Annotated in this window: 4 protein-coding genes and 1 pseudogene; 4 read left to right on the forward strand and 1 reads right to left on the reverse strand. The window is 54.9% G+C overall.

The window, feature by feature from the left end; genetic code table 11:
- The 4 genes and pseudogenes from AB4043_RS18955 to AB4043_RS18970 form a co-directional block, all read left to right on the forward strand.
- A pseudogene (locus tag AB4043_RS18955) lies at positions 1-318 on the forward strand (hypothetical protein); the annotation flags it as partial.
- A 232-nt stretch (positions 319-550) separates the two neighbouring features.
- Positions 551-1,051: a GtrA family protein gene (locus AB4043_RS18960; RefSeq protein WP_442300781.1), complete on the forward strand. Its 501-nt coding sequence runs from the start codon at positions 551-553 to the stop codon at positions 1,049-1,051.
- A 20-nt stretch (positions 1,052-1,071) separates the two neighbouring features.
- Complete coding sequence (locus AB4043_RS18965; protein ID WP_442300780.1) at positions 1,072-2,121, forward strand: glycosyltransferase family 2 protein; 1,050 nt, start codon at positions 1,072-1,074, stop codon at positions 2,119-2,121.
- 50 nt (positions 2,122-2,171) lie between these two features.
- Positions 2,172-2,384, forward strand: coding sequence for a hypothetical protein (locus AB4043_RS18970; RefSeq protein WP_442300779.1), 213 nt, complete (start codon positions 2,172-2,174; stop codon positions 2,382-2,384).
- Positions 2,385-2,565: 181 nt separating this feature from the next.
- Here AB4043_RS18970 and rfbH read toward each other — a convergent pair.
- A partial coding sequence (gene rfbH, locus AB4043_RS18975; protein WP_442307778.1) for a lipopolysaccharide biosynthesis protein RfbH occupies positions 2,566-3,481 on the reverse strand: 916 nt, incomplete at its 5' end.

Here is a 3,481-nt window from a genome sequence, read left to right on the forward strand (position 1 = left end):
GTCCATCACACAGGATTCCTGGGTGATTTTATGCTCTTCGGTCCGCCCGGGAGCCAGCCCTCTGCGAACTACCGCAATATGTTTCTGGAGGGTGCTCAGCGCAATCCTCCTGGGGTCATCGTTCTGACAACATCTGGACTCGCCCAGCCGGAATCGTTCGAAAAGATCGCGCAATGGCCACAGTTTGTTGAGTTTCTCAACTCCAACTACTCTTTGGATGTAACCCGTATGTTCGATCCCATCAACCCACGCGGGTACAGAATCTATCTATTGAAATCCGGGCATGCGGCGTTGACTGATGCTCGTTTGCAACGCTAGAACATTTTCCTGTGTAGTGGAGGGCTTCCGCATCGGGTGGCGTTTTCCGCAATGAAAACGTCACTGCGCTCCTCGTCAGGGATACCCGCAACTGGGAAATGCTCCACGGCATTGCTTCCTTTATGTGGCAATATCGCCGATTTTTGAGAGAATAGAGACTATGATCAGCAACGGTCCCAGCCTTTCCCCAGAGGCTTCCACGGTTCCTCAGCCAGGAATTGCGGGAAAGATCATGCGATTGTTTCCGGCGCGGGAGGTCCTGCGATATCTCGTCGTGGGAATGGGAAACGCGTTGTTTGGATACGGCTGTTATGCCGGCTTCGTCGCGCTGTACAGTCACTTACTCCCTGCGCGCTATCTTCCTTTCACGGTCGATCTTGCGTCCATCACCGCGACCCCTATTGGGGTGACAATGTCTTTTCTTACCTATAAGACCTTCGTCTTTCGCACCAAGGGAAACTATCTCAAAGAGTGGCTTCGCTGCTTTGCCGTCTATGGCAGCGCGACGATTCCCGGTCTCTTCATCCTTCCGGTCCTCACCAAGCTGCTGCAATCAATCGCTCTGCTCCGCGGCATCGCACCTTACCTTGCAGGCGCTCTGGTTATGGGAGGCACAACGATTTATACATACCTGGCGCACAAAAACTTCTCCTTTTCACGGCGCAATTCAGATAAACCTGGCCTTTCAAACCAATCGAATCCCGCGGTAGCTACAGAACGCCATACTGCTTAGAAGCTGCATTCCATATCGAGGTGCCCTTGAAGACGATCAGCATCGTAACGCCTTGCTACAACGAACAGGATAACGTCGAGGAGCTTTATCGGCAGGTTCGCAACGTGATGGCTGGAATCGGGCGCTATCGTTACGAGCACATCTTCATCGACAACAGCTCACTTGATAACACGGTGCCGATTCTTAAGCGCCTGGCGGCGTCTGACCCCAATGTGAAGGTCATCATCAATGCCCGCAACTTCGGGCACATACGGTCTCCAATGCACGCGCTGCTGCAGGCATCGGGTGACGCCGTCGTGCAGATCGTCGCGGACCTGCAAGATCCCACCAGCATGATCGTCCCCTTCGTCGAAGAGTGGGAAGCCGGTTCTTATATGGTGATCGGAATCAAGAAGACAAGCGAGGAGCACTCGCTGGTCTTCTTCCTTCGCAAGCAGTATTACAGGATTGCAGAGCGGCTTTCGAACATCGAGACCTTTCAAAACTTCACAGGCTTTGGTCTCTACGATCGCAAGGTGATTGAGTATGTCAGATCGTTTGGCGACCCGTATCCGTACCTGCGCGGAATGCTTGCGGAGATCGGCCTTCCACACAAGAAGATCTATTACGATCAGCCCAGGCGCAAGTTCGGCATCACGAAGAATAACTGGTACACGCTTTATGACATTGGAATGCTGGGGATCATCAACCACTCCAGGGTTCCGCTGCGGCTGGCCACATTCATTGGTTTCGGTGGCGCGGCTCTTTCGCTGTTTGTCGCAATCGCTTACACCATAGCCAAAGTCCTCTTCTGGAATACCTTCAGTCTGGGCCTGGCGCCAACCCTCATCGGGGTGTTCTTCATCGCGTCCATTCAACTGGTCTTCATGGGGGTCATGGGAGAGTATGTGGGTGCGATTTACACCCAGGTGCAGAAGCGGCCTTATGCCGTTGAACTCGATCGGATTAACTTCGACATCGAGCCCCAGGTACCTACGGCTGTCCCTCAAACTCGATCGATAGAATACAAAACAGCCAGTATGAATTCCATGGAGCCGCACGTCCAGACGATCGAAATGGAAGGGACCTAGAAGAGCCGATAACGCTAAAGCCGCTTCCTGAATCCGCTCTAGAGGACATCTTGCGCGCCCTCGGGGAGATCTTCAACCTGGGCTCAGAGGAGGCGATCAGCATTGTCGATCTGGCTCATCGCGTCACGGCGACGCTCAACCCCAGCATCGATGTGACGGTTGCCAAGCGGGCGCCTGAAGGCAACATCCCCCTGGAGTACGTTCCGTCCGTGCAAAAGGCGCAGCGCCTACTGAACCTGCGACCGACCGTTGGTCTGGATTGAGTCCATCCGGCGGATGGCCGGATGGAACGGTTTCAAACCAAAGTAGATGCAATCGCGCCTGGGTTAGAGCATTTCCCTGTAGGTGTAGAGTAAAGTTTCCGCATCTATGGGCGTTTTCCGCAATGAAGACACCGCTGCACGCCTCTTCCGGGATACCCAGCACCAGGGAAAACGCTCTAGTCTAGAGGACCTTCAGYCCTTCATCGACCGAGACGGCAAACTCAGTCATCGTCTTAGCGATGAAGTCCAGCATCTCTGTGGTCAGCCCGGGATAGACACCGATCCAGAAGACCTGGTTCATCACGTAGTCGGTATTGGCGAGGTCGCCAATCACGCGGTATTCGTAACCTTCATATGCCGGCTGGCGAAGCAGGTTTCCCGCGAACAGAAGGCGCGTGCCGATCTTCTGTGCTTCAAGCGCGCGGGTCAGTTGGTCGCGCGTAAATGGCGCATCGGTCTTCACGCCGATGGGGAAACCGAACCAGCTGGGATCCGAATTCTCGCCCGCCACCGGGAGCAGAAGAAACTCTTCGAGCGGCTTCAACGCATTTCTCAAATAAGCGAAGTTCTCTTTCCGCTTTTCGATGAACTGGGGCAGCTTTTCGATCTGCGAGACGCCGAGCGCAGCCTGCATGTCGGTCGCCTTCAGGTTGTAGCCCACATGCGAATAGGTGTACTTGTGATCGTATCCGCAGGGCAGGGTGCCGAGCTGCCAATCAAACCGCTTCCCGCAGGTGTTGTCGACGCCAGGCTCGCACCAGCAGTCACGGCCCCAGTCGCGGAATGAATCGATCAGGACCTGCAGTGCGGGCTTGTCCGTCATCACGGCTCCACCCTCTCCCATGGTGATGTGGTGAGCAGGATAAAAGCTGACGGTGGAGATATCTCCAAAGGTGCCGACTTTCCGGCCCTTGTAGGTCGAACCAAGCGCGTCGCAGCAGTCCTCGACGAGCCAGAGATTGTATTTCTTGCAAAACGCCGTGACCGCGTCCAGATCGAAGACGTTGCCCAGCGTATGTGCGATCATTACGGCCTTGGTCTTCGGACTGTACGCCTCTTCGAGACGCGTAACGTCGATCTCATAGGTAGGCAGAGTG

The organism is Terriglobus sp. YAF25, assembly GCF_052113305.1.
Classification (GTDB): domain Bacteria; phylum Acidobacteriota; class Terriglobia; order Terriglobales; family Acidobacteriaceae; genus Terriglobus.

Coding starts and splice junctions, on each gene's coding strand:
- AB4043_RS18960 (WP_442300781.1), top strand. CDS start 551: ATGCGATTGTTTCCGGCGCGGGAGGTCCTGCGATATCTCGTCGTGGGA.